Raw genomic sequence first — 22,889 nt, forward strand, 5'->3', positions numbered from 1 at the left:
GAGCGCCCAGGCCCAGGAACTTGGGCCGGCCCGCGCGGCTCTTACCGTGTCCCGGGCGGGTCGCCGCCCTCCCGATGTTCCCCTCCATTTCCCCCATGCCTCTCTTCGCTGTTCCCTCGGTTCGCCACGCCTTTGGCGCTTTGCTGCTGGCTTTGGCACCCTTCTCCTTGCAAGCCCAGGGCTTGCTGGGGGGGGCGCCCGTGTCGGCCACCGTGGTGCAAAGCGACCAGGCGCGCGCCGAACTGCTGGCCCATGCGCCCGAAGGCGCGGGCCCGGGCCAGCCGGTCTGGGTCGGGCTGCAGATCACCCACGCCCCCGAGTGGCACACCTACTGGAAGAACTCAGGCGACTCCGGCCTGCCCACCGAACTGCGCTGGACGCTGCCGCCCGGCGTGACCGCCGGCCCCATCGGCTGGCCAACGCCGCGCAAGTTCCCGATCGGCAACCTGGCCAACTACGGCTACGACGGCACGGTGGTGCTGCCGGTGCCGCTGACGGTGGCGCCGGGCTTCACCGCCAGCCACATCGATGTCCAGCTCGACGCCAGCTGGCTGGTCTGCCGCAAGGAGTGCATTCCGGAAGAAGGCCGCTTCGCGCTGCGCATCCCGGTGCAGGGCTCCACCGCCCTGCACGGCGCGGCGTTCGACGCCAGCTTCAAAGCCGCGCCGACCGCCCAGGCCGCGCTGGACAGCCGCATCGAGCCCGCCCCGGGTGTGTTGAAGGTGTCGCTGGCCGGGCTGCCCAAGACCTGGCGCGACCAGACACTGGAGTTCTTCCCGGAGCTGCCCGGCGTGATCGAGCCGGGCGCGGCCTGGAAACAATCCTGGGCCGGCGAGCGCTGGAGCGCCGAGGTGCCGCTCTCGCCGCACCGCACCGACAGCCCGACCCAGTTCGCGCTGGTGGTGGCCCGGGCCGCCCCCCCGGGCCAGGGCGCAGGCACCACCGGCGTGCGCATCGAGGCGCCGGTGCAAGGCGACTGGCCCGCTGCCGCGCCGCTGCCCGCGGCCGTGCCCGAAGCACTGCAGACCGCGCTCGCCGAGAACGCCGCCAGTGCCGCGAGCGACAAGACCGGCGCCACCCCGCTCACACTGGGCGCGGCCTTGCTCGGAGCGCTGCTCGGCGGCCTGATCCTCAATCTCATGCCCTGCGTGTTCCCGGTGCTGGCGATCAAGGTGACCGCCTTCGCGAAACACGCCGACGACCGCCGCGGCCTGCGCGCCAACGGCCTCGCCTACGCCGCGGGCGTGGTGCTGTCCTTCGTCGCCTTGGGCGCGCTGCTGCTGGCGCTGCGCGCGGCCGGCGAGCAACTGGGCTGGGGCTTTCAACTGCAGAGCCCGGCCGTGGTGGCCGCGTTGGCGGTGCTGTTCACGCTGATCGGCCTGAACCTCGCCGGCCTGTTCGAGTTCGGCCGTGTGCTGCCCAGCGGCCTGGCCAACCTGCAGGCCAAGAGCCCCACGGCCGACGCCTTCCTGACCGGCGTGCTGGCCACGGCCATCGCATCGCCCTGCACCGCGCCGTTCATGGGCGCCTCGCTCGGCCTGGCCGTGGGCCTGCCGTCCACGGAAGCGCTGGCGGTGTTCGCCACCCTCGGCCTGGGCATGGCGCTGCCTTACCTCGTGGCCAGCTGGGTGCCGGCGGTGGCGCGCGCCCTGCCGCGCCCCGGCGCGTGGATGGACACCTTCCGCCGCTTCATGGCCTTCCCGATGTTCGCCACCGTGGTCTGGCTGCTTTGGGTGCTGGGGCAACAAAGCGGCATCGACGGCACGGCCGCGCTGCTCATGCTGCTGGTGGTGCTGGCGCTGCTCGTGTGGTCGCTCGGCCTGCAAGGCAAGAGCCGGCGGGTGCTCGCCACGGCCTCGCTGGCCGGCCTGCTCTGGCTGGGCTGGGCCATCGGCCCGAACGTGCTCCGCCTGCAGACCGACACGCCCGGCCAGGCGGTGGCCACCACGGTGCCCGGTCTGATCTGGCAGGTCTGGAGCCCGCAAGTCCAGGCCGATCTCGTGGCGCAGGGCCGGCCCGTGTTCGTCGACTTCACCGCCGCCTGGTGCGTGACCTGCCAGTACAACAAGCGCACCACGCTGGCCGATGCCACCGTGCTGCAAGACCTGGCCAAAAAGAAGGTGGCGCTGCTGCGCGCCGACTGGACCCGCCGCGACCCCGCCGTGACCGCCGCGCTGGCGCAACTCGGCCGCAACGGCGTGCCGGTGTACGCGATCTACCAGAACGGACAGCCGATCCGCCTGCTGTCCGAAGTGCTGAGTGTCGAAGAGGTTCGTGACGCGCTGGCGGGCTTGTAACCCGTTCAGCGTCCGCATCGAGTCATTGCCCACAGGAGTTCCACCATGCAACGCCGTCCCCTGCTCGCTCTTGCCGTCTTCTCGCCCTTCGGCACCATGCTGGTCACGCCCGCGTTCGCCGCGGTCGGCGTGGGCCAGCCCGCGCCCGACTTCACGCTGTCGGACACGACGGGCAAACCGGTCAGGCTCTCGGACTTCAAGGGCAAGACCGTGGTGCTGGAGTGGAACAACCCGGGCTGCCCCTTCGTGCGCAAGCACTACCAGGGCAACATGCAGGCCCTGCAGAAGGAAGCGACCGGCCAGGGCGTGGTGTGGCTGGCGATCAACTCCACGCGCGACGACAGCGCCGACTACCAGACCCCGCCCCAGCTCGGCCGCTGGATGACCGACAGGGGCGCCAGCCCCACGGCCACACTGATGGACGAAGACGGCAAGGTCGGCGAGGCCTACGCGGCGCGCGTGACGCCGCACATGTACGTCGTGAACGCGCAAGGCGTGCTGGTGTACGCCGGTGGCATCGACAGCATTGCGTCGGCGCGGGTGGACGACATTCCGAAAGCCACCAACTACGTGCGCCAGGGCCTGACCGAACTGCGCGCCGGTAAAGCCATTTCCGTACCCACCAGCCGCGCCTACGGCTGCAGCATCAAGTACAAGAACGGCTCGGCCTGAGCGTCTCGCGGGGGCGCGGGATAATCCCCTCGATACCCCCTCCCCCGTCCCGAGACCGACATGCCCTTTGCCCCCCTGCAGAACGACACTTTTCTGCGCGCCTGCCTGCGCCAAGCCACCGACCACACGCCCGTCTGGCTCATGCGCCAGGCCGGCCGCTACTTGCCCGAGTACCGGGCCACGCGCGCGCAAGCCGGCAGTTTCATGGGGCTGGCGACCAACACCGACTACGCGACCGAGGTGACGCTGCAGCCGCTGGAGCGCTATGCGCTGGACGCGGCCATTCTGTTCAGCGACATCCTCACCGTGCCCGATGCCATGGGCCTGGGCCTGTCGTTCGCCATCGGTGAAGGTCCGAAATTCGCCAAGACCGTGCGCACCGAGTCCGACGTGGAGAAGCTCGCCGTGCCCGACATGGAGAAGCTGCGCTACGTGTTCAACGCAGTCACCTCGATCCGCAAGGCGCTCAACGGCCGCGTGCCGCTGATCGGCTTCTCGGGCAGCCCCTGGACGTTGGCCTGCTACATGGTCGAAGGCGGCGGCAGCGACGACTACCGCGCCGTGAAGTCGCTGATGTACGCGCGGCCCGACCTGATGCACCGCATCCTGGCGATCAACGCCGACGCCGTGGCCGCCTACCTGAACGCTCAGATCGACGCCGGCGCGCAGGCCGTGATGGTGTTCGACAGCTGGGGCGGCGTGCTCGCCGACGGCAAGTTCCAGGACTTCAGCCTGGCCTACACCCGGCGCGTGCTGGCGCAGCTCAAGCGCGAGCACGAAGGCGTGACCATTCCGCGCATCGTCTTCACCAAGGGCGGCGGCCTGTGGCTCGACGACATGAGGACCCTGGACTGCCACGCGCTCGGCCTGGACTGGACGGTGAACCTTGCTCGCGCGCGCGCCCTGGTGGGCGAAGGCCCGAACGGCAAGGCGCTGCAGGGCAACATCGACCCCAACGTGCTGTTCGCGCCGCCCGAGCGCATCGAGGCCGAGGTGGCCGCCGTGCTCGAGAGTTTTGGTGCGCCGCACCAAGGCCCCGGCGTGGGACCGACCCACATCTTCAATCTGGGCCACGGCATCAGCCAGTTCACGCCGCCCGAACACGTGTCGGTGCTCGTGGATGCGGTGCATTCGCATTCCCGCCGGCTGCGTGCGGCGGCCTGAAACGCTCCTTTTTTTGCAGCAGATGCGGCCCTCGGCGCGGTCGACGGCAGGGGCCATAGCACAAAATTCGCATAAAAAGTCACTTGACACGGCTTACTTATGCACAAATCTTGTGTTGCGGTGCGCCATTGGGTGCGCTTCAGACCAAAGCCGGATGATTCCACCATCAACGCCGTAAGTTGTTGATTCATATGGATTTTGGTTTGTGCTTTTTTAGCAGGCAGTTTAAGCAAACCCTTGATTTGCAAGGCTTCCGACCCCGCCGGAGCAAACTATCAACAAAGTTATCCACAGAAAGTCTGGATATGTTCCGATGCCCCGTCAAATCAACGACTTAGCGCGATTTCCGACAGTCCAGCTGAGGATTGGGCGCTAAACATGGCTTTCTGGCCCAGCGTCGTCGTGGCCACCCCGGCCCACAGCGGGGTGGGTGCGACCCTCACCTACCGAAGTGAGTTGTTGCTCGCGTCGGGCACACTGGTGCGGGTGCCGCTGGGTGCGCGAGAGGTCTTGGGCGTGGTGTGGGACTGCCCCACCGAACCACCCCAAGGCCTGACCGAAGCGCAGACCAAAACAGTGGCGGGCGTGCTCGACGGCCTGCCCCCCCTGAATGCGCGCTGGCGGCAACTGGTGCGTTTCGCGGCGCAGTACTACCAGCGCGGCCTGGGCGAGGTGGCGCTGGCCGCGCTGCCGCCCCAGCTGCGCGACCTGGACGCGGTGCAACTGGCGCGCCGGCTGAAGAAGCAGCAGAAACAGCAGGCCGCCAAAGCCGCGCCGGTCGACACCACGGCCTTGGGCCACGACCTGAGCGACGAGCAGCACGAGGCCTTGCGCGCGCTCGAAGCGGCACAGACCCCGGTGCTGCTGTACGGCGCCACCGGCAGCGGCAAGACCGAGGTCTACCTGCAAGCCACCCAGCACGTGCTGCAGGCGCACACCGAGGCGCAGGTGCTGGTGATGGTGCCCGAGATCAACCTCACGCCGCAGCTGGAGGCGCGCTTTCGCGAGCGCTTCGAGCCGCTGTTTGGCGCGGGCGCGCTGGTGTGCCTGCACAGCGGCATGACGCCCGCGCAGCGCCTGGCGGGTTGGCTCGCGGCGCACACCGGCCAGGCGCGCATCGTGCTGGGCACGCGCATGGCGGTGCTGGCGAGTTTGCCGGGGTTGCGGCTGATCGTGGTGGATGAGGAACACGACCCGAGCTACAAGAGCCAGGAAGGGGCGCGGTATTCGGCACGCGATCTGGCGGTGTACCGGGCGAAGGTGGAGACGGAGGCGCTGGTGGCGCAAGCGGCGTTGCTCCGGGCGGGCGCTCTCCCCGACCCTCTCCCGGACGGCGAGGGCGTGGGCGCACCTCGCTGCCGCGTCGTATTGGGTTCGGCCACGCCCTCGCTGGAAACCTGGCACGCAGCGGACCAGGGCCGCTACCTGCGCCTGTCGATGCCCGCGCGCATTGGCGGCGGCGCCTTGCCGCGCCTGCGCCTGGTCGACATGAACCACCAGCCCAAAGGCGCGGTGCTCGCGCCGCCGCTGGTCGCGGCCATGGCCGAGCGCATCGCGCGCGGAGAGCAGTGCATGGTGTTGCTCAACCGGCGCGGCTACGCCCCGGTGCTGGCGTGCCACGACTGCGGCTGGAAGAGCGCCTGCCCGCATTGCAGCGCCTTTCGCGTGTTCCACAAGCTCGACCGCACGCTGCGCTGCCACCACTGCGGCTTCACCGAGCGCGTGCCGCGCGCCTGCCCGGAGTGCGGCAACCTGGACATCGCGCCCGTGGGCCGCGGCACCGAACAACTGGAAGAGCACCTCGCCAGCCTGCTGGTCGACGTGAAACGCCCCGACGGCGGGCCGGCGCGCGTGGCGCGCATGGACGCCGACTCGACCCGCCTCAAGGGCAGCCTGGAACAGCAGCTCGCCACCATGCACAGCGGCGAGGTGGACGTGCTGGTCGGCACGCAGATGATCGCCAAGGGCCACGATTTCCGCCGCATCACGCTGGTGGCCGGCATCAACGCCGACTCGGGCCTGTTCGCCAGCGACTACCGCGCGCCCGAGCGCCTGTTCGCGCTGCTGATGCAGGCCGGTGGCCGGGCCGGGCGCGACGCCGCCTTCGTCACCGAACAAGGCAGCGCGAGCGAACTCTGGGTGCAGACCTGGACGCCCACGCACCCGCTGTTCGCCGCGCTGCGCCAACACGACTTCCCCGCCTTCGCCGCGCAGCAGCTCGCGGAGCGCGAGGGTGCGGGCATGCCGCCCTACGGTCACCAGGCCTTGTTGCGCGCCGACGCACGCACCCAGCAGGCCGCGCAGGCCTACCTGAACGCCGCCGCGCAGGCCGCCGATGGCCTGCCACACCGCGACGAGATCACGCTCTACCCCGCCGTGCCGCTCACGATCCAGCGCGTGGCCAATGTGGAGCGCGCGCAGCTGCTGGTGGAAGCGGTCTCGCGCGGCGCGCTGCAGCGCTTCCTCAACGCCTGGCAACCGGTGCTGCTGGCCTGCCGCAGCCTGCCCGAGGCGCGTGGGCTGGTGCGCTTTGCGGTGGATGTGGACCCGCTGGTGATCTAGAAAACACCCCCGCGGCGCATCGCGCCTCCCCTTCGAGGGGGCAACACCTGGAACCGGCAAAGCCGGAAACGTTGCTGTCTTTGCTTACGCCGCGAGTTCTTCCTGCACAGGCCACAGCTGTTCCAGCGTGTGCACCACGTCGCGCAAGCGAAACGGCTGCAGCAGCAGGCGGCGCACGTCCAGTTCCTTCAGGCGCCTGGCCAGCGCGGCGTCGCAGGTCGCCGCCATCACGGCGACCGGAATGTCGGGTGCGCAGCGGTACTTGCCTTCGCGCACGCGGGCCAGGAGGTCCAGCGCCACCGGGCCTTCGGCCAGCGACATCAGCAAGCCCTGGTCGGCGTTGGTCTTCATCCAGCGTTCGCCCAGCACGATGCTGGTCGTCTGCTGCAGACGCACCAGTTGCAACTCGCGGCAGATCGAGGACACGGAACCGCGCACCAGCCCGTCGGGCTCGATCAGCAGCACCTGCGGGCGCGAAGCCAGCGCGGCGCTCATGAAACCGCCTCCTCACGGCGGAACAGTTCTTCCACCACCAGATCGCGCAGGCCGTTGAGGATCGCCTCGTCGAGACGGTCGAACTCGCGGGGGCGGCGGTCCATGATGCACAGCGTGCCCACGACCTGGCCGTACGGCAGACGCAGCAAAGCCCCAGCGTAAAAACGGATGTAGGGCTGGCCCACCACCATCGGGTTGTCGGCAAATCGCGGGTCCATCAGCGCGTCGGGCACCACCAGCGTCCTGGCCATGGCCACGGCGTGACCGCAGAAGGAAATGTCGCGCGGCGTCTCGTGCATGTCTTCCATGCCGAAGGACGACTTGAACCACTGCCGGTCCTGGTCCACCAGCGACACCAGCGCGATGGGCACGTTGAACTCCTTGGCCGCGAAGGCCGAGATGCGGTCGAAGCGCTCTTCGGGCGGCGTGTCGAGGATCACGAGGTCGCGCAGCGCCCGCAGGCGCTTCGCTTCGTTGTGGGGCAGCGGTGCTTTGATCATGGATGCTCCTGCCAAGATAGCAATATATTGGCGTCGCTACTACATCGGTTGCTATCGAAAAATATTGAGTCCTGCCCAAGGCCCGCGCAAATATAAGCAAACTACGATATAAGGTCGAACACGACTTTCACTGGAGACACCTGTGCCCCGATCCGCCCTTGGCCGCTGCCTGTTCGCGCCCCTGATCGCCCTCGCCGCCACCGCGCTGGCCCAAGCCCCGGATGCCGGCCCGGCCATGCGCGCGCAGGCCGTGGGTCCGCACAGCCATTACGTGGAAGGCCTCACGCAACTGGGTTCACCGAAGAACCAGAACTTCATCAGCAACGCGGGGTTCGTGATCACGCCCGCCGGTGTGGTGGTGATCGACGCGCTGGGCTCGCCGCGCCTGGCCGAGCGGCTCACGCAGGCGATCCGCCAGCTGACGGACAAGCCGGTGACGCACGTGATCCTGACGCACTACCACGCGGACCACATCTACGGCCTGCAGCACTTCAAGCAGCTCGGCGCGCAGATCATTGCGCACGGCGCGTCGCGCGAATACATCCAGTCCGACACCGCGCGCCTGCGCCTGGAAGCCTCGCGCACCGACCTCGCGCCGTGGATCGACGCGGACACACGCATCGTGCCGGCCGATGTCTGGATCGACGGCCCGACCTCGATCAAGGTAGGCGGCGTGGTGTTCGAGCTCGTGCCGGTCGGGCCGTCACACACGCCGGAAGACATCGCCGTGTTCGTGTCATCCGAGAAAGTGCTGTTCGCCGGCGACCTGTTCTTCAACGGCCGCCTGCCCTTCGTGGGCCAGGCCAACAGCCGGCAGTGGATCGAGTCGCTGGACCGCTTGCTGACCTTCGATGCGCGCGCGGTGGTGCCGGGCCACGGCGCGGCATCCACCCAGCCCAAGAAGGACATCGGCATGACGCGCGACTACCTCAAGCACCTGCGCAAAACCATGGGCGACGCGGTGAGCGATTTCGTGCCGTTCGACGAAGCCTATGACAAGACCGATTGGTCCGTCTTCTCGGCCGTCCCCATGTTCGGTCCCGCCAACCGCATGAATGCGTACAACACCTACCTGCTGCTGGAGCAGGAGGCGTTGAAGAAACCTTAGGGACTCTGCACGCCCGACGCATCGGCGCTCAGCAGACGCACCGATTCGAAAAGAGTGGTGACGTGGGCTTTCTCGATGTTGCGCGTGATGAAGACCATGCGCGAGTGGGTGTCGGCGCTCGGCCAGCGGTCCAACCTGACGGGAGGATGAAAAACGTGTCCCACCCCTTGCACGACGACCGGGGCTCCCTCCACGTTCACAATCCCCTTGACCCGCAGCATGTCCTTCCCGCGAAGCCCCACCAGCAGTTCCATCGCCGACGTGAACGAGCTCCAGGAAAACGCGCGGTCGAATCGAAGCACGAACGACTTCACGCCGCGCGTGTGACGCCCCGTTAGACGGCTTCCCAGGTAGTCGGTCTCGTCGGCGCGAGGCGCACCGTCCGCCAGCTCCCCCAAAAAGTGCAGAGTCTGCGGCCCTGCACGCGCACTGTCGAGACCCAGCCCTTTGAGTTCTTGCGGGTGCACCATGCCGTTGTGGCATTCAACGATGTCCGTGCGTGGGTTGATCTCCCGCAGGAGGTTGCGCACGAACTGCACCGAAGCCGCGTCAGCAAGGTCGGTTTTTGTCAGCAGGATGCGATCGGCCAGCGCCACTTGTTGCGTGGCCTCCGTGTGCGCCTCGAGTTGATCTGGCGCGTTGACCGTGTCGACCAGTGTCACCACACCATCAAGCCGGTATCTGGCGCCGAGCATGGAGTCGTTCGCGAGCGTTTGTATGACCGGCCCGGGGTCCGCCATGCCCGTCGTCTCCACGATAACGCGGTCAAAGTCCGGGATTCTTCCGGCGCGCATGTCACCAAAAAGCTCCCGCAGCGTTTCCTGAAGGTCGGTCCTCACGGCGCAGCAAAGACAGCCGTTCTCCAGAAGGCTGACGTTCTCGCTCGACATCCGAACCAGATCGTCGTCAATGCCCACCTCGCCGAGTTCATTGATCACGACCGCCACGCGATCCATGTCCGGGTGCCGCAGCAAGTGGCTGATCAACGTGGTCTTCCCGGCCCCCAGGAAGCCGGTGATCAATGTCACCGGAATTTTGCTGGCAACCGTGTCTCGCTCCATGGCTAGACGGTCATCTCGAGCACGTAGAGTCCGCCGCCGGTGCGGTCCATCGTGTACACATATTTCCGATCGTCCACATACACGTCGTTCAACTGGATGGCACCAGACGGCGCGAGGGCCGGGGTCGCGGGAACGAAGTACGCGACCTCTTCCACCTGGTACGGATTGCTCGTGTCGTACACCCGCACCCCCGCGTTGAAGAAGGTGCCGATGATCAAGTGATCGGACCTGAACGATGTCGGCACGGGCATGTTCTCGTGCAGGTTGTGTGCGCCGAACCGCCCGCCTCGCTTCGCGAAGGTGTCATAGGGTGGCTGAGGGAACGTCCCGATGGGCACGGGGTTGGCGTCCGAGCGGGCATCGACCATCCAGACCAGTTTGGGCCAATCGTTGCCGTCCGGTTGCACGCATTCATCGCTCACCACCCAAAGCCCTCGGCTGAACAGCGGGAGCACCGTGTGCGTGAAGCCGTTGAAGGGTGGCGAGTGGTTCCAGTGCGACACCATCTGAATGTCGGCCGGGTTGGAAATGTCGAGAACAATCGCCCCGCCATCGATGTAGCCCACGTAGGCCCGATCGGGTTTGTCTGGAAACACGTTGGTGTTGTGCGCCCGAAAACCGGTGTCGAACTGGGCGGGCAGGCGCTGTGGCTGAGGTTGCGTGTCCCCCACGCGCGTTCCGGGATACCACCAGCGGCCCTTCTCGCTCGGGTGGCTCGGGTCGGACACGTCGATGATTCTGTAGATCTGATCGTCCTTGGGGTTGTGGGGCTGGAAGTCGTGCGCACCCGATGCCATGTGCACCGTCTTGCCGTCCACAAACCACACCGCATGGACGCCTCGGGAATACGGCCCGGAACAGTCGAAGTGCGAGACGAGCACCGGCTTCTCGGGAACCGTGATGTCGAAGATGTCGATGCCGGCCGGCTGCATGTTGACTTCTTTCGTCTGCCGGGCCACGACCAAGGTGTTGCCTGCCACGTCCAGCGAGTTCGAGCGCATCTTCATATGCGGCAGCTCTGTCTGCACGACCACCTTCAGATTCCGCGGGTCCGTCACATCGACGGCGGTGAAGTCCTTGGGGGCCGCTTCATGGGCCATCCACAGGATTCGACGTCCGTCGTTCGTCAGTTGCATGGCGATGCCTTCGCCCATGCCACCAAATCCATTCATCTCGTGGTGAGCCAGCAGGCGCATGTTGTGCGCCATGTGCTGGTCTGAACGTGCGCGTCCCGCGGCAAAGTCTGAAATTTTCATCTGGGGTTGTTTCTCGGTGGGCTTGGTTGTCTGCGCGGATCTCATTCCGACTTGATGTCGCGTTCCTTGACCAGCTTCCCGAACCGCTCGTACTCGACGCGGACGAACTTGCTGAAGTCGGCTGGCGAGCTTCCGGAGGGCTCCGCACCTTCTTTGGCGAGGCGCTCGATGATGGCCGGCTGCTTCAGCAGCTTTGCGGTCTCTTTGTAGAGTGTGTCGACGATGGCGTCCGGTGTGCTGGCCGGCACGAACAGGCCGAACCAGGAATTGATCGCGTAGCCCTTGAAGCCGGACTCGGCAACAGTGGGCAGTTCCGGCATGGCGGGCGATCGCACCACCGAGGTCACGGCGATGGCGCGCATGCGGCCCGCCTTGATCTGCGGCAACACCGCCACCAAGGGCGCGAACATCATGTCGATCTCGCCGGAGATCAATGCGTTCGCGGCCGGCCCCGCCCCTTTGTAGGGAACATGCACCAGCTTTGCGCCGGTGGCCTGTTCAAACAGTTCGCCAGCGAGGTGGCTGGGGGCGCCCCGCCCGGCCGACCCATAGTTCAGGCCCGTGCCCGTCGCTTTCGCCAGCGCGACCAGCTCGCGAATGTCCTTGGCAGCCAGCTTCGGATTGATCACGATGATGTTGGGCAGCTCGGCCACCAACGTCACCGGCTTCAGGTCTTTCAGCGTGTCGTACGGCAGCCTCTCGTACATGTGCGGGGCCACCGCCATGCTCGTCGATTGGCCAATCAACACGGTATAGCCGTCGCCAGGTGCCTTGGCCGTCATGTCGGCCGCGATCGTGCCGGAGGCGCCCGCGCGGTTGTCGATGACGACGCTCTGCCCCATGGCCTCGGACAGCTTGGGCCCCACGATGCGCGCGAGGAAGTCTGCAGCGCCGCCGGGGGCGGCAGGGACGAGCAAGCGTATCGGCTTGCTCGGGTAGTTGTCTGCGGCCGCAAAGAAAGAGGCCATGGCCAATACCGTGGCCGCCGCACATTTCATGCCTGTTCGTCTGTTCATCGTTGTCTCCTGGTTTTTTGATGTATTCGCGGGTCGAATCTCTGGACAGGGCGAAGCGGGCAATTGGATGACCCCATGGCCGTTCAGGTGAGGCCCGGGATCTCACCACCCATAGCGATTTGCTCTGGGTAGAAGCTCTTCAAGCTGCTTGCGAGGAATTCTAGGAAGGCGGAACAGGAGCGTCCAATACTGAATTCCCCCGCTGCCATATCAACTTGATATCGATAGCGGCCTGCCCGCGACCACCATCCTGCTGCGGGAGCAGCGGCCTTGAAACGCTAGGTGAGCAGCGCCACCGCGCCCGAGAACGTCAGGAACGCGGCTGCGGTGGTCAGCAGGATGATGCGGGCAATGCGCCCGTTGTCCGCCCCAAAGCGTTCGGCCAGCAGCGAGACGTTGCTCGCGCTGGGCAACGCGGCCACCAGCACCATCACGGTCAGCGCGGCAGGCGACAGCGGCATGCCCACGCGCAGGGCGAGCCAGCCCACCGCGAGCACCAGCAACGGGTGCACGAACAGCTTCATCAGCGCGGCGGGCACATAGTCCGACAGGGGCATCGGGTGGTTGGCCGTCATCTGCGCGCGCGCCAGCACCGCGCCGATGGTGAACAGCGCCACCGGCGAGGCCGCATCGGCCAGCAGCCACACGGTCTGCTCCACCGGCTTGGGCAAGCGGAACGCCCAGGCCGAGGCCACGCCGCCCAGCACGATGGCCCATGGCATGGGATTGGCGAGCACGCCCCGCAGCGCCTTGCGCGCCGCATCGAACACGGCCGAGCGGCCGCTGCCCTGCGCGCCGTCCAGCCGCGAGAGCGCGATGCACAGCGAGCTCGTGACCACCATGTCCACCACCATGGTGAGGATGACCGTGCCCGCCGCCGACGCGCCGAGCAAGGCCACGATGAGCGGCACGCCCATGAAGCCCGAGTTGGGAAACGCGGCCACCAGCGCGCCCAGGGATGCGTCGTTCCAGCGAATGCGCGTGTTCAGCGTGAGGGCGATGGTGGCGCCCACCACCACCAGCCCACACAACAGATACAGGCCGGCCACCCGGAAGTCGAGCAGTTGCGCGATCGGCGTGGTCGAGCCGAAGCGGTAGAGCATGCAGGGCAGCGCGAAGAACAGCACAAAACCGTTGAGCCCCGGGATCGCGTCCAGCGGCAGCATGCGCCGGCGCGCGGCCACATACCCGGCCAGCACGAGCGCGAAAAACGGGAAGGTGACCAGGAGGATGGTGAGCACGGGGGCGATTGTGTCAGGCGGCGCACGGGTCTGCCCAAGACCCCCTGCCGGTATGATTCAACGCTTTCGCCCGAAGCCTTTCCGCCCCCATGTCCCACGGCCTGAACATTGCCCAACTCGACGCCGTGAACCACCTGGGCGGGCCCTGCCTGGTGCTCGCGGGCGCGGGGTCGGGCAAGACGCGTGTGATCACGCACAAGATCGGCCGCCTCATCCAGGCCGGCCTCGCGGCCGATCGCATCGCGGCCATCACCTTCACCAACAAGGCCGCCGCCGAAATGCGCGAGCGCGCGGCCCAGCTCGTGGGGCGCGACGCGAAGAAGGTGCTGATCTGCACCTTCCACGCACTCGGCGTGCGCCTGCTGCGCGACGACGGCGAGGTGCTGGGCCTGAAGAAGCAGTTCTCCATCCTCGACACCGACGACATCACCAGCCTGCTCAAGGATTGCGGCGGCACCTCCGACACGAACACCGCGCGCGGCTGGCAATGGGCCATCAGCGCCTTGAAGAGCGCGGGCCTGAATTCGGCGCAGGCGCTGGCGCAAGCGAAAGACGAGAACGAGCGCGTGACGGCGACCATCATGGCGCGCTACGAAGAGCGCCTCACCGCGTACCAGAGCGTCGACTTCGACGACCTCATCAGCCTGCCGCTCAAGCTGTTGAAGGATCACGAAGACGTGCGCCTGCGCTGGCAAAAGAAGATGGGCCATGTGCTGGTGGACGAGTACCAGGACACCAACGCCACGCAGTACGAACTGCTCAAGCTGCTGGTGGGCGAGCGCGCGCGCTTCACCGCCGTGGGCGACGACGACCAGTCCATCTACGGCTGGCGCGGCGCCACGCTGGACAACCTGAAGAAGCTGCCGCAGGACTTCCCCGAACTCAAAGTCATCAAGCTGGAGCAGAACTACCGCTCCACCAGCGCGATCCTGCGGGCGGCCAACAACGTGATCGGGCCCAACCCCAAGCTGTTTCCGAAGACGCTGTGGAGCGACCTCGGCGAAGGCGAGCCGGTGCGCGTGGTCGACGCCGACAACGAAGAGCACGAAGCCGAGCGCGCGGTAGCGCGCATCCAGAGCCTGCGCGCGAGTTCGACGCACAAGGAATGGCGCGACTTCGCCATCCTCTACCGCGCCAACCACATGGCGCGCCCGTTCGAACAATCGCTGCGCCGCGCGCAAATTCCCTACAAGGTCTCGGGCGGTCAGAGCTTCTTCGACAAGGCCGAGATCCGCGACCTCTGCGCCTGGCTGCGCCTGCTGGTCAACAACAACGACGACCCCGCCTTCCTGCGCTCGGCCACCACGCCCAAACGCGGCATCGGCCACACCACGCTGCAGGCGCTCGGCGCTTTTGCCACGCAATACAAGATCAGCCTGTTCGAGGCCTTGTTCGCCAACTCGCTGAGCACCGCCCTGCCCGCGCGCGCCGTGGCCACGCTGCACGAGTTCGGCCGCGCGGTGAACGACCTGGAATACCGCGCACGCCACACCGTCGGCCACGAGGCGGCGCGCACGTTCCTCACCGACTGGATGAAGGACATCGCCTACGAGAAGCACCTGTACGACAGCGAAGACAACGAGAAGGTTGCGGCCGCGCGCTGGACCAACGTGATGGACTTCTGCGACTGGGTGGCCGGGCGCTGCGGCGGCAAGCTCGAAGAGGAGGACGGTGTGCAGACCATGAGCGAACGCAAGACCTTGCTCGAGGTGGTGCAAACCATCGCCCTCATCTCGACCTTGAGCGAACGCGAGAAGGACGAGAACATGGTGACGCTGTCCACGCTGCACGCCTCCAAGGGCCTGGAGTGGCCGCACGTGATGCTGGTCGGCGTGAACGAAGGCCTGTTGCCGTTCAAGATGGACGAGGAGCCCGGCCAGAGCGATGCGCAAGCCGAGGACATGGCGCAGCGCCTGCAGGAAGAGCGCCGCCTGATGTACGTGGGCATCACGCGCGCGCAGCGCACGCTGGCGGTGAGCTGGCTCAAGCGCCGCAAAAAGGGCCGCGAAAGCGTGCCCGGCATTGCCAGCCGCTTCATCAAGGAGATGGCGCTGGACCAGAACACCGTGAAGGAAGATCCGCGCGAGAAACTGCGTGCGCTGCGCGCGGAGTTTGCCCAGCGCGCCACCGATCAAAAGGCCGCCGCAGAGAAAACCGCGCCATGAAAACGCCCCTTCAAGCCCTCGTCCCGTCACTGGCCGCACTCGCGTTGTGCCTGGGCGCGCCGCACGCCAGTGCGCAGACACCGCCTGCGCCGGGGTGTTCACCGGCCGACGAGATGAGCGTCACCCAGCTTTACGGTCTGTGGCAACTCAAACTGTGGCCGGTGGAAGGTGGCCACGAGGCACAACCGGCGTCCAGCGGCGCGGTGCTGTTCGAACGGCATCCAGAACACCCGGGCAGCGTGCGGGGCAACCTGAAGCGCAGCGCGCCCGGCAACGATCGCCAGGCCCTCGTGTCCGGCGACGTCTCCAATGGCGACGAGTTCAATCTGGACGAATCGGCCGATGGCGTGACGATGGACGCGGTCTGGGAAGGCAACGTGACACCCGGTCTGTGTGGCCAGGAGCTGCGCGGTATTCGCCGCCCGGCCGAAGGCCGTGTGTCCAACGACGCGGTGATGAACTTCGTGCTGAAGAAAGCCCCGGGCTGGCGGTGAGCCACCGGACCATCGATGCGATCACGGGTACTCGCTGCGTGCCCCACGTGTGGGGCGTCCAGGTCGGCGGTGACGCCTTTCGTCAGCGCATGCCCGTCGCCTCGGCGAATTGCGCCAACGTCCAGCCTTTCCCGAGCAACAGCATGCGCGTGTGCAAGTCGTCCATGACATCGGGCGGCACCTCGGGCCCCAGGTAGGTCAGTGTCTTGTCACACAGCCGAACGCAGCCCAGTTCGTGCTCGCGCGCCAGCGAGTGCCACAGCGCATGCGCGCCCGGTGACTGGCGCGCACCGCTGACGAAACACAGGCCCGCGCTCAGCGCCCAGCGGTAGATGGCACTGGCGAGGCCGCGCCGCTGGTAAGCCTCGCCAAAGCTGGAATGGGGGGCGCGCACGTGACGGTCGGCCCTGCGTCCCACTTCGATGAGCCGGTTGAACACCGTGTAGCCCGCCAGTCGGCGGTGGCGCACATCTTCCACATACACATAGAACTCGCCGTCCGCTTCGCGGTAGCGCATGACCAGGTCCGGGTCGTTCAACGGAATGGTGGGAATGCCATGCAGGCGGTCTCCCGCCTGGTGGAGGCGGTCGTAGATCGAACCGAACGCGTCCTCCATCGGCTGGCTGGGGCGCTCGACATCGATGCGCAACTCCATCCAGCGGCGCAGCCACGCGGGCGCCGCGAAAGACAAGGGAGGCGAGGAAGCAAGGGTGAGAACCACGGGCGGCTCCAGACGAGCGAACACATGCCCGCAGGGCGGGCGTGAAAAGGCCTCGGTGATGCCCGCGTCGACGAACGGACCACCGCAAGGCCTGGCGGCAGGTGCGTGGAGAAGGTGGTGGGTGCGGGTCGTCGCGGCTAGGCGCGGAACCCGGTGCGCCGGCTGCGTTGACCTGTCACGCTCAGGTCAACGCAAAACGAATGTGCGGCCAGGAGCCCGTGGGCATGGCGGGGCGGCTGGTGACCATCGGTATGAACGGGCGCGCGCAGCCCGGCACCATCATGTCGATGGCGCGGGTTCATCCTGAATGGCACACCTTGCATGAAAGAAACACATCGCCCGGTTGGTTGTCAACGCGGGGATGGTAGCGGCGCATGAATGTCGCACGCGAGGGGTGCGGTATTGCGGTGGACGCAGGCGGGAGGCCCGTCCCGCCGGTGTCCTCAGGCGGCGTTCGCCACCGAACTCATCTGCTTGTTGCCGAACCCCGAGATCCACAGGCTGCACAACTGCTCCGGCACATCGTTGTCGAAGCTCATCAGCGCATCGGAGGGCTGATCGACGGCCGCCGCTTCCAACATGCCACGCACCCACGCGCGTTGCGCGTCATCCACCGGGCGCCCGAGCCGCGCTTCCAGCAGCAACAGCGCCGCTTCCCGCGTGCGCTCGCACCCCAGCACGTGCCAGGCGTAGTCGATCTCGTACCGCTCCACGGCATCCTTCAGGCTCTCGCCATCCAGCCGGGCCTCCTCGGCCACGTGAGCCATCGTGCGGGTCACGAGACCTTGGGTGAACGGTTTCAACCGCTCGGTGTCGAGCGAGAACGCCATATTCTCAATAGCCATGGGACCTCCAGAAAGGATTGGGGCTTCGCGTCATTCGCGTGGAATGGCAAGCCTGGAAACGAAAAAGCCCATCGCGATGGATGGGCTTTTGCGAAACTTGGTGGCCTGGGGCGGAATCGAACCACCGACACGCGGATTTTCAATCCGCTGCTCTACCAACTGAGCTACCGGGCCGTTTGAGAGAAGCGAGATTGTAGCAGCTTCCAACGCCCCACTTTTCGGGACACCGTCGCTCAGACTGCGTTGCGTTTGCTGCGCGCCAGATCCACGCCGAGTTGCTTGAGTTTGCGGTACAGATGGGTGCGCTCAAGGCCCGTCTTTTCGGCCACGCGGGTCATGGAACCCGACTCCTTGGCAAGGTGGTATTCGAAGTACGCCTTCTCGAATTCGTCGCGCGCTTCGCGCAGCGGGCCCTCGAGATTGAACGACTGCAGGTTCTGCGGGCCCAGGTCGATCACCGGCTCGGGCAGCACACCGCCGGTCATGGCGTGTTCAACCGTGAGTTCGGTCGACAACGCACTCCCCACGCGCAGCAAGGTCGGCGCGGTTTGATGGGTCTTGGCGGGCGTCTTGTTGAGCCCCTGGTCCACCGCCTTGAGCAGCTTGGCCATGGTGATGGGCTTTTCCAGGAAGGCAGCGGCACCGATGCGCGTGGCTTCCACCGCCGTGTCGATCGTGGCGTGGCCGCTCATCATGATCACAGGCATCGACAGCAGTCCGCCGCTGGCCCACTCCTTGAGCAGGGTCACACCGTCGGTGTCGGGCATCCAGATGTCGAGCAACACGAGGTCGGGGCGCAACTGGGCGCGCACGGCGCGTGCCTGCGCGGCGTTTTCAGCGAGCTCGACCGTGTGGCCTTCGTCGTTGAGGATCTCGGAGAGCAAGTCCCGAATCCCCAGTTCATCGTCTACGACCAGAATAGTTGCCATGGCGCGGAATGCTTCTCTCTCGGAACGTGTTGTCAATTAGCAACTGCGAATGATAGCGACACTTGGGCGCCAATCACTTTGCCTTCGGTCAAGCGGTTGCTCAGGTCGACCCGACCGCCGTGTTCGTCCATGATTTTCTTGACCACCGCCAAGCCGAGGCCCGTGCCTTTGACCTTGGTAGTGACGTATGGCTCGAAGGCGCGCTTGAGGATGTGCTCCGCAAAACCCGGGCCTTCGTCAAGCACGGACAGGCGCACCCACTGGCCGGAGTCGGAGCGCCTTGTGCGCAGAACCACCTGCGCGCCGGGTATGCCGGCCATGGCGTCTTGCGCGTTCTGCACCAGGTTGTGCAACGTCTGGCGCACCTGCTGCACGTCGGCCTGGGCCTTGGGCAGGTTGTCGGCGAGATCGAGTTGCACCGGCACCGTGGCGTTGTCGTAGAGCCCGACGATGTCGCGCACCACGGCGTTGAGGTCTGTCGGGGCGAGCCGTGCAGCGGGTAGGCGCGCGTAGTCCCGGAACTCGTTGACCAGGCGCTTCATGGCGTCGACCTGGTCCACGATGGTACGCACCGATTTGTTGAGGATGGCTTGCTCGGGTGGCTGGACCTTGCCGTCGAGTTTCATCGCGAGGCGCTCGGCCGAGAGCTGGATGGGCGTGAGCGGGTTCTTGATTTCGTGCGCAAGGCGGCGCGCCACTTCACCCCAGGCCTTGGCGCGCTGGGCCGAGACCATTTCGGACACATCGTCGAACACCAGCAGGCGTTCGTTGTTGGGCAGCAGCGCGCCGCGCGCGATCAGGGTGATGCCTTGTTCGAAGGGGGTGTTGCCGTCGGCGTTGAGTTCGAACGACTGTTGCCAATACCCGCCTTCGTGTTGCGCCTGGTCCGACAGGAAGCGCTCGAACTGCTGCAGCACGCCAGCGGCAAAGGCCTCGAGGCCGGGCACCAGCGCGAGGGGCTTGCCCAGGTGCAGCGCGAGCGGCGTGTGCAGAATGCGCGCGGCACCGGGGTTCACGCTTTGCACGCTGCCGTCCTCGCTGAGCACGACGACGCCGGCGGTCAGGTTGTCGAGGATGGTTTGCAGGTTGTCGCGCGCGGCGTCGACCTGCTCCATGCTCTGCTGCACGGCGGCGCGCGCGTCCGCCAGGTCTTGCGTCATGTGCGCGAAGGTGCGGGTGAGGCTGGCGAGTTCGTCGCGCGAGGTCAGCGCGGTTTTGGGCGACAGGTTGCCCGCCGCCACCTCGCGCATGCCCTCGGCCAGCACCAGCAGCGGGCGCACCAGCTGGTTGCCCAGCAGCACGGCGAGCAGCACCGCGCCGAACACGGCCAGGAACAACGCGAGCGTGAGCGTGCCGATGTACATGCGGCGCAGGCCTTCGCGGGTGAGCGCACGCTCCTGGTATTCGCGGTTGGCCACCTGCACCGCGAGGGCGTCGGTCACGAGCGCTTCGGGCAACGGCCCTACCACCTGCAGGTAACGCGACTCGGCGTTGAATCCGAAGCTGGGCGGGCTGACCAAGGCCAGCACCTTGATGCGCGGCTGGCTGGCGGCGATCTGCGCCGCGATCTCGCCGCCGCCGCTGTCTTCCTCCAGCCCTTCGATCTGCGCGACCACGCGCGCGCTGCGGACATTGCGCAGTTGCGCGGCGGTGGGGCGCTCGGGGTTGATGTCGAAGCGGGAAGCGCCTGAGCTGCCGAGGGCCTGGCCGCTGCCACTCCAGAGCACGAGGTCGGTCACACCGAGTTGTTCGCGCACGCGCTCCAGGGACAGCACGGCCGCCGAGTTGGGCAGGCGCGAGAGGCCATCGGCGGCGATGCGGGTCTTGCTGCTGAGATCGGCAGCGAGCGTGTCGAGCGTGGTGCGCCCGAGGTTCAGGCCCGCGGCCAGCGCGGACTCCACGCGCACATCGAACCAGCTTTCGATCGAACGCGAGACGAACTGGTAGGACACGGTGTAGATCAGCAGACCGGGCAGGATGCCGACCAGGCCAATGATGGCGGCGAGCTTGATCAGCAGCCGGCTGCCGAACTTGCCGCGTTTGAGGCGCAGGGTCAGGCGCATCGCCAGCCACAGGATGACGAGCAGCAGGAAGGCGGCCACGGCCACGTTGATCACCACGAGCCAGGTGAAGTTCTGTTCGTAGAGCGCGCGGTTGTTGGTGGCCAGCGTGAGCAGGAACAGCAGCACCATGCCCACGCCGGTCATGAACACCAGGCCGGCGCCAATGGCCCAGCGCACGGCGGCGGGTTTCGACTTGGGCGCGGTGGTGTGGACCGGGATCACGATGGGGTCCTGGCCGGATCGGTCGTGTGCGCTAGCCATGGTCACCGATCAGCGTGTGGGCTCACGCGCGGGACCCTCCCCGGTGACCTCGGCGGCGTGAACGCCTGGGGGGTCCGGGGTTTTGTCGGGCTCGGCGCGTTGGGGCACCGGCAGCGTGTGCCGGGACTCGACGGTCCATTCGGGCTGGTTGCCCATGCCGATCTGGAACGGGCGCGGCAGCAGGGAGAGATCCAGGCGGAAGGAGAATTCGACTTCGTGGTCGGCGCCGGGCTCGAGCCGGTTCGCATCGGCCAGCTTCCAGCGCACGACCCGCCCCACCCCGGCCAAGGCTTCGTTCAACGAATCGAAGTTCTGGTGCAGGGCATATTGCAGACCGGCGCCACCCGAGCCGGCCGCGGCGTCGTTGGACAAGCTCACGCGCCAGCGCCGGGTGAGCGGCTGGTAGGCCAGGCGCAGCGTGCGCGTGGCGCTGGCCACGCGTTTGTCGGCCCAGTACCAGCGGGAGCGGTAAATGTCGGCATGCCACACGAAATAGAGGGGAACGGCCTTGTACAAGGCGTCTTCTACCTCGGTGGCGGGTTGCAGCTCCATGCGGGCGGAGAGGAACAGGGCTTCGGGCGTGCGCAGCAGCGTCAGCTGTTGCACCTGGGGCGCCTGCGCATGGGCGGGCCAGAAGGCCAGCAATGACCACATCAACGCCACGCAGAGTGCGCGCCACCAGGTCATGGCGCGGGCCCTGCGGTGGGCGTGGGGCGTCGGATCAAGGTTGGGCCTTGTCGATGCGGGCATAGAAAAAACCGTCGTGTCCACCCGATCGATTGTCGTTGAACTGCCCTGGCGGGGCGGCCAAACCGGGCAGCAAATGCCCTGGTGACAGCCAATGGAGCGCATCACTGTGGCGCCCAAGGAACGCCTGGACCTGTCCGGCCCCCTCGGCCCGGAACACCGAGCAGGTGGCGTACAACAAACGTCCGCCGGGTTTGAGCAGCGGCCACAGCGCTTCGAGCAAGGCGCGCTGGGTGGCCACGAGCGCATCCACGTCGCTGGCGCGGCGCAACCAGCGCACGTCCGGGTGGCGGCGCACGATGCCCGAGGCGGTGCAGGGGGCGTCGAGCAGGATGGCGTCGAACGGTTCGCCATCCCACCAGGCAGCGGGTTTTGCCGCATCGGCGCTGCGCACGTCGGCGCGCAGGCCCAGGCGCCGCAAGGTGTCTTCAATGCGCTCGCAGCGGCTTGGGTCGACATCAATGGCCAGCAGGTTGAGGTCGGCGCGCTCGAGCAGATGCGCGGTCTTGCCGCCGGGGGCGGCGCAGGCGTCGAGCACGCGGTCGGTGGCGGTCCAGGCGCGGTCCTCGAGCAACAGCTCGGCGGCCATCTGGGCGGCGCCGTCCTGCACAGAACAATGGCCGTCGGCAAAACCGGGCAGGCGCTCGACCGGCTGGGGCGCTTCCATCACCAGGCCATCACGGCCGATGGGCGTGGACGCCAGGCCAATCGCCTGCAAGGCTTCCTGGTAGGCGGCGCGGTCCACGCGGCGCCGGTTCACGCGCAAGGCCATCGGGCCCGGCTGGTTGTTGGCATCCAGAATGGCTTGCCAATGATCGGGGTGGTCGCGCTGCAACCGCTCGATCCACCACAGCGGGTGGTTCCAGCGCGCGACCAGATCGGCCTCGATTTCAAGGAGCAGGTCGGCGCTTTCGCGCAGGAAGCGCCGCAGGCAGGCATTGACAAAGGAGGCCTGGCGCTCGGTCTGGCGGTCCTGCCGGGCCGCTTCCACCGCCTGGTTCACCACCGTGTGGGCGGGGTACCGCGGCGCCTGTTCGTTGGCGGGCTCCAGCAACAGCGCCACCGCACTGTTCAACAAGGCCTGCACGGGTGGTGAGGGCTTGCGTTGGGCGAGCAGCTTCACCAGGGCGCGCGCGGTGCCCAGGTGGCGCAGGACGTGAAAGGTCAGCGCCTGCACGCCGGGGCGCAGCGCAGGCGGCAGCGCGGGCAGCACTTCGCTGAGCGAACGGCCTTGCTCGACCGCCAGCACGCAACTGGCGGTGTGGCGCAGTTGGGTGGCCAGGGTGGGGCCC

Annotated in this window: 19 protein-coding genes and 1 tRNA gene; 7 read left to right on the top strand and 13 right to left on the bottom strand. The window is 67.0% G+C overall.

Going from position 1 to position 22,889, the window contains the following annotated elements; all coding sequences use genetic code 11:
- The first annotated feature begins 95 nt into the window (after positions 1 to 95).
- The 4 genes from FFS09_RS08455 to priA all read left to right on the top strand — a co-directional run bounded on the left by FFS09_RS08455 (position 96) and on the right by priA (position 6,695).
- A complete protein-coding gene (locus tag FFS09_RS08455; RefSeq protein ID WP_137918418.1) occupies positions 96 to 2,297 on the top strand; it encodes a protein-disulfide reductase DsbD family protein in 2,202 nt (733 codons plus the stop codon).
- Between the two features lie 45 nt (positions 2,298 to 2,342).
- A complete protein-coding gene (locus FFS09_RS08460) occupies positions 2,343 to 2,969 on the top strand; it encodes a thioredoxin family protein (protein ID WP_137918419.1) in 627 nt (208 codons plus the stop codon).
- Positions 2,970 to 3,029: 60 nt separating this feature from the next.
- Entirely contained in the window at positions 3,030 to 4,133 is a 1,104-nt protein-coding gene (gene hemE / locus FFS09_RS08465; RefSeq protein ID WP_137918420.1) for a uroporphyrinogen decarboxylase, read from the top strand.
- Between the two features lie 378 nt (positions 4,134 to 4,511).
- Positions 4,512 to 6,695 carry a replication restart helicase PriA gene (gene priA / locus FFS09_RS08470; protein WP_137918421.1) on the top strand — a complete coding sequence of 728 codons (2,184 nt, stop codon included), beginning with the start codon at positions 4,512 to 4,514 and terminating at the stop codon, positions 6,693 to 6,695.
- 84 nt (positions 6,696 to 6,779) lie between these two features.
- On the opposite strand, the gene FFS09_RS08475 is transcribed toward priA, so the two are convergent.
- Both FFS09_RS08475 and FFS09_RS08480 read right to left on the bottom strand, forming a co-directional pair.
- Positions 6,780 to 7,190, bottom strand: a complete 411-nt coding sequence (locus FFS09_RS08475) for a hypothetical protein (RefSeq protein ID WP_137918422.1) — start codon at positions 7,188 to 7,190, stop codon at positions 6,780 to 6,782.
- Positions 7,187 to 7,690, bottom strand: a complete 504-nt coding sequence (locus FFS09_RS08480; protein WP_137918423.1) for a GAF domain-containing protein — start codon at positions 7,688 to 7,690, stop codon at positions 7,187 to 7,189. The genes FFS09_RS08475 and FFS09_RS08480 overlap by 4 nt, the downstream gene beginning before the upstream one ends.
- Positions 7,691 to 7,832: 142 nt before the next feature.
- On the opposite strand from FFS09_RS08480, the gene FFS09_RS08485 reads away from it, so the two are divergent.
- Complete coding sequence (locus FFS09_RS08485) at positions 7,833 to 8,798, top strand: MBL fold metallo-hydrolase (RefSeq protein ID WP_354595874.1); 966 nt, start codon at positions 7,833 to 7,835, stop codon at positions 8,796 to 8,798.
- On the opposite strand, the gene FFS09_RS08490 is transcribed toward FFS09_RS08485, so the two are convergent.
- The 4 genes from FFS09_RS08490 to FFS09_RS08505 form a co-directional block, all read right to left on the bottom strand.
- Complete coding sequence (locus FFS09_RS08490; protein ID WP_137918424.1) at positions 8,795 to 9,859, bottom strand: CobW family GTP-binding protein; 1,065 nt, start codon at positions 9,857 to 9,859, stop codon at positions 8,795 to 8,797. The two genes, FFS09_RS08485 and FFS09_RS08490, sit on opposite strands and share 4 nt — an antisense overlap.
- Before the next feature lie 2 nt (positions 9,860 to 9,861).
- Positions 9,862 to 11,115 (bottom strand): LVIVD repeat-containing protein, encoded by a 1,254-nt coding sequence (locus FFS09_RS08495; RefSeq protein ID WP_212745074.1) that lies wholly within the window; start codon positions 11,113 to 11,115, stop codon positions 9,862 to 9,864.
- A gap of 41 nt (positions 11,116 to 11,156) precedes the next feature.
- The gene (locus tag FFS09_RS08500) at positions 11,157 to 12,131 is read right to left on the bottom strand and encodes a Bug family tripartite tricarboxylate transporter substrate binding protein (protein WP_137918425.1); all 975 of its coding nucleotides are present in this window, start codon (positions 12,129 to 12,131) and stop codon (positions 11,157 to 11,159) included.
- 278 nt (positions 12,132 to 12,409) lie between these two features.
- Positions 12,410 to 13,372, bottom strand: a complete 963-nt coding sequence (locus FFS09_RS08505) for an AEC family transporter (protein ID WP_137918426.1) — start codon at positions 13,370 to 13,372, stop codon at positions 12,410 to 12,412.
- 89 nt (positions 13,373 to 13,461) lie between these two features.
- Between FFS09_RS08505 and FFS09_RS08510 the strand changes: the two genes are divergently transcribed.
- Positions 13,462 to 15,537: an ATP-dependent helicase gene (locus FFS09_RS08510; RefSeq protein ID WP_137918427.1), complete on the top strand. Its 2,076-nt coding sequence runs from the start codon at positions 13,462 to 13,464 to the stop codon at positions 15,535 to 15,537.
- Positions 15,534 to 16,031 carry a hypothetical protein gene (locus FFS09_RS08515; protein ID WP_137918428.1) on the top strand — a complete coding sequence of 166 codons (498 nt, stop codon included), beginning with the start codon at positions 15,534 to 15,536 and terminating at the stop codon, positions 16,029 to 16,031. The genes FFS09_RS08510 and FFS09_RS08515 overlap by 4 nt, the downstream gene beginning before the upstream one ends.
- Before the next feature lie 82 nt (positions 16,032 to 16,113).
- On the opposite strand, the gene FFS09_RS08520 is transcribed toward FFS09_RS08515, so the two are convergent.
- From FFS09_RS08520 to rsmB, 7 genes are all read right to left on the bottom strand, one after another.
- Positions 16,114 to 16,686 (bottom strand): N-acetyltransferase, encoded by a 573-nt coding sequence (locus tag FFS09_RS08520; protein ID WP_137918443.1) that lies wholly within the window; start codon positions 16,684 to 16,686, stop codon positions 16,114 to 16,116.
- Positions 16,687 to 17,195: 509 nt separating this feature from the next.
- Positions 17,196 to 17,597, bottom strand: a complete 402-nt coding sequence (locus FFS09_RS08525) for a hypothetical protein (protein WP_137918429.1) — start codon at positions 17,595 to 17,597, stop codon at positions 17,196 to 17,198.
- 98 nt (positions 17,598 to 17,695) lie between these two features.
- Positions 17,696 to 17,771, bottom strand: a tRNA-Phe gene (locus FFS09_RS08530).
- Between the two features lie 59 nt (positions 17,772 to 17,830).
- Entirely contained in the window at positions 17,831 to 18,526 is a 696-nt protein-coding gene (locus tag FFS09_RS08535) for a response regulator (RefSeq protein ID WP_137918430.1), read from the bottom strand.
- A gap of 32 nt (positions 18,527 to 18,558) precedes the next feature.
- The gene (locus tag FFS09_RS08540) at positions 18,559 to 20,850 is read right to left on the bottom strand and encodes a sensor histidine kinase (protein ID WP_137918431.1); all 2,292 of its coding nucleotides are present in this window, start codon (positions 20,848 to 20,850) and stop codon (positions 18,559 to 18,561) included.
- A gap of 9 nt (positions 20,851 to 20,859) precedes the next feature.
- The gene (locus FFS09_RS08545) at positions 20,860 to 21,537 is read right to left on the bottom strand and encodes a DUF4390 domain-containing protein (RefSeq protein WP_252374287.1); all 678 of its coding nucleotides are present in this window, start codon (positions 21,535 to 21,537) and stop codon (positions 20,860 to 20,862) included.
- Positions 21,538 to 21,571: 34 nt separating this feature from the next.
- On the bottom strand, positions 21,572 to 22,889 hold a 1,318-nt coding region (rsmB, locus tag FFS09_RS08550), incomplete at its 5' end, for a 16S rRNA (cytosine(967)-C(5))-methyltransferase RsmB (protein WP_502703724.1).

Source organism: Hydrogenophaga sp. 2FB, assembly GCF_005503365.1.
Lineage (GTDB): Bacteria > Pseudomonadota > Gammaproteobacteria > Burkholderiales > Burkholderiaceae_C > Hydrogenophaga.